At 44.3% G+C, this 3,082-nt stretch carries 2 protein-coding genes; both read right to left on the reverse strand.

Annotated elements, in window-relative coordinates; all coding sequences use genetic code 11:
* Nucleotides 1-108: 108 nt before the first annotated feature.
* Nucleotides 109-1,131 carry a TRAP transporter substrate-binding protein gene (locus EZM41_RS11980; RefSeq protein WP_198471298.1) on the reverse strand — a complete coding sequence of 341 codons (1,023 nt, stop codon included), beginning with the start codon at nt 1,129-1,131 and terminating at the stop codon, nt 109-111.
* Nucleotides 1,132-1,302: 171 nt separating this feature from the next.
* Nucleotides 1,303-2,577: a TRAP transporter large permease gene (locus EZM41_RS11985; RefSeq protein ID WP_198471299.1), complete on the reverse strand. Its 1,275-nt coding sequence runs from the start codon at nt 2,575-2,577 to the stop codon at nt 1,303-1,305.
* Between the last annotated feature and the right edge of the window lie 505 nt (nt 2,578-3,082).

Consider the following 3,082-nt stretch of genomic DNA (forward strand, 5'->3'; position numbering starts at 1 on the left):
ATACTTCGCCGAAAGGCTCACCGAGCACCTGGGAGGGGCAAAAATATACCTCAAGAGAGAAGACTTAAACCACACCGGCGCCCACAAGATAAACAACGCGACGAGTCCCTAAAGTCCCGCTTTAATATCTTTGCGGGCTTGTTCGATAGCCGAAAGCCATTGGTCAATAAACTTCGGATCAACTTTCTCTTTTATCTTTTGAACAATGCTTGGTTGGGTAGCCTCACGCATCTTTGCCTTTTCAGCCTCTCTTACTTCATTCACAGCCATGCCCTTTTCTTGTAAAAGTTCCACAATATACCGCTCACGGGCAGCGTTAACTGCTCGACTATAATTCTGCCCCAGAAGAGCCGCCTTTTCGACTATAACTTGTTCCTCTTTTGTGAGCTTGTTAAACCAATCAAGATTAGCGACCAGAGGCATAGGATCATAGATATGACCATCGAGGGATACATATTTCTGGACCTCGTACATTTTTACTTCCCAGATATTGGCGAGCGGATTCTCCTGGCCGTCTACCACTCTCTGCTGAAGAACCAAATATAATTCGGTCCATGCGACAGGGGTAGGACCAGCTCCCAATAATTTAAACGTTTCCACATGCATGGGGGCTTCCATGGTGCGGATCTTGAGGCCTTTAAAATCATCAATGGTATTGATAGGCCGAACCGAATTGGTAGTGTGGCGGAAGCCGTTCTCCATCCAAGCGAGTCCTTTTAGTCCCACTCCTTCACAAGATTTAAAAAGAGCTTGACCCACAGGGCCATCGGCCACCATCCACGCTTCGTTGTAATCATTGAAAGCAAAGGGAATATCAAGTACCATGAAGAGAGGATTAAATGTGGTCATTGGTCCTGCGGATGCAGTGGCCATCTCAAGCAAACCATTTTTCACCTGCTCTACAGACTCCCTTTCCCCTCCAAGCTGAGAGTTGTAGTAAAGATTCACCTTTAGCGCTCCATTCGTCTGCTCCTCCACAAGCTTTTTGAAGAGCTGTAGCCCTATAGACTGAGGATGGGTCTCGGAATTACAGAGAGAGATTCTAATAGTTTTAGCTGCGAGAGCAGTCCCACTAAAGGCCACCACTAACACCAAAGCGACAACTGCTTTAAAAATGATCCCTTTCTTCATAAGCTACTTCCTCCTTTTTAAAATAAAAATCTCACTTTGCAAATCTCACCACGCTTATCTAAGCGCAAGGCCTTCCTCTCACCTCCAATTATGCATAAAATATGGCACAACAACCCTTTATTCCTGCGGTTGAATCTTTTGTTTAGCAAGCCTTATAACAAGTCAGAATCATCAGTAACCACAGAGCCGAGGAAGCCACAATGTAAGGGGAGGATAATAGGTAACGAAAAAAAGTACCGTGATAGAGACAACAACCATAGGAAGAGCTTCTTTAAAGGTTTGCTCTACAGTAACCCCTGCCATTGGACTAGTGGCAAACAAAGTAATACCAAAGGGCGGAGTAACCAAACCGATGACAAGATTGATGCAGATAATCGCTCCGATCTGAAGTGGATCAACTCCGAGTTTCCACGCAATAGGAGCAATGATTGGACCCCAGACCACAACGGATGCATAATCGTCCATAAACATACCATTTATAATAAGAGCCACATTAACCATAAGGAGAAACGTCCATTGGGGGAAAGCGGACAGAGGGCCTATAACTTTATATACAACCTGTTCATTAGCAATTGCCCATGCAGTAACAGTGGCGCTGCCAGCGAGAAGAATTACTAAACCTGACGTAAGTGCTGTTTCCTTCAGCATTTCTGGAATGTCTGAAAGCTTACCTTCCTTATAGACAAAAAACGTGATGCAAAAGGCGTAAACAGCTGCAATGGCTGAAGATTCTGTAACTGTAAAAACACCTCCAAAAATACCCCCCAAAATAATTATCGGCAGGAGAAGCGCAGGAAGCGCCCTGCGCAAACGTCTCCACTTATCCGGCCAAGGCACTCGCTCATGGGCTGGATAGCCTCTTTTAACAGCGATTCGGTGAACAATCAACATTTGAGCAATGGCTATAAGGAAAGCGGGGATAATAGACGCCAAAAAGATCCCTGCAATAGATGTTCTGCCAACAGAGACGCAATAAATAATCATCAAGACACTGGGAGGCATAATGGGCCCTAAAAGAGATGCAGTAGCCATAACAGCGGAACAGAAAGCAGGAGGATATTTTTCTTGCTTCATCATAGGAATTAAAAATGAACCCAAAGAAGCCACTTCGGCTAGGGCCAATCCTACGATAGCTCCCATGAACAAACTTACACCTATGGTCACAATGGCGAGAGCACCCCGTACGTGGCCAAAAAATCCATTGACAAGGTCAACAAGAGCCTCTAAAAGATGTCCTTTGAGCATAAATTGACCAGTGAGGACAAAAAATGGGACAGCAAGTAATGAAAAGCCGTTCATTCCCTCGAACATCCGCTGGACTACAAGAATCTGGGGATAACCTCCAACAAGAAGATACATAGTAGAACTTAAAATCATGTTAAAAGCAATGGGCAAACCAATAATTAAAAAAAGGACAAAACATCCTATAAGCACGACTAATGCCATTCGTATGCCCTCCTTCAGGTTGCCTCCAACGCCTCTTCATGCAAACGCATAACCAACCATCGATTGCGCCAGTGCCTTCTTGATTATTATTACTCGAAAGCTATTACTCCCCTGACCACCTTTGCCAGTTTTTTAGTTTATATGCGATAACCTTCTCTGTCAAGACATCCGTGGTTCTATTTCAAATAATATAGAAACATTCCGGTAGTAAGAATCCCAACAACCTAAACCGCCCCGTGATTGATTATTATGGATCCCATAAGCTGGACAGAGGAATAAGATGGACTTTAGCCTGTATATACAAAAAGGAGGCAAACATATGGGCAACATTCGCAAGAAATACGATGCTACATTAAAAGCTAAAATAGCTTTAGAAGCAGTAAAGGGATCTTCCCGCTCTTCGTTGTGCATGTGAATGTCGATAAATCCTGGCGAAACGATGCATCCTGTGGCATCGATCACTCGTTGTGCCGACCGTTTGAGGTCGCCCACTGAAATGATTTTA

It is taken from the genome of Acetomicrobium sp. S15 = DSM 107314 (assembly GCF_016125955.1).
Lineage (GTDB): Bacteria > Synergistota > Synergistia > Synergistales > Thermosynergistaceae > Thermosynergistes > Thermosynergistes pyruvativorans.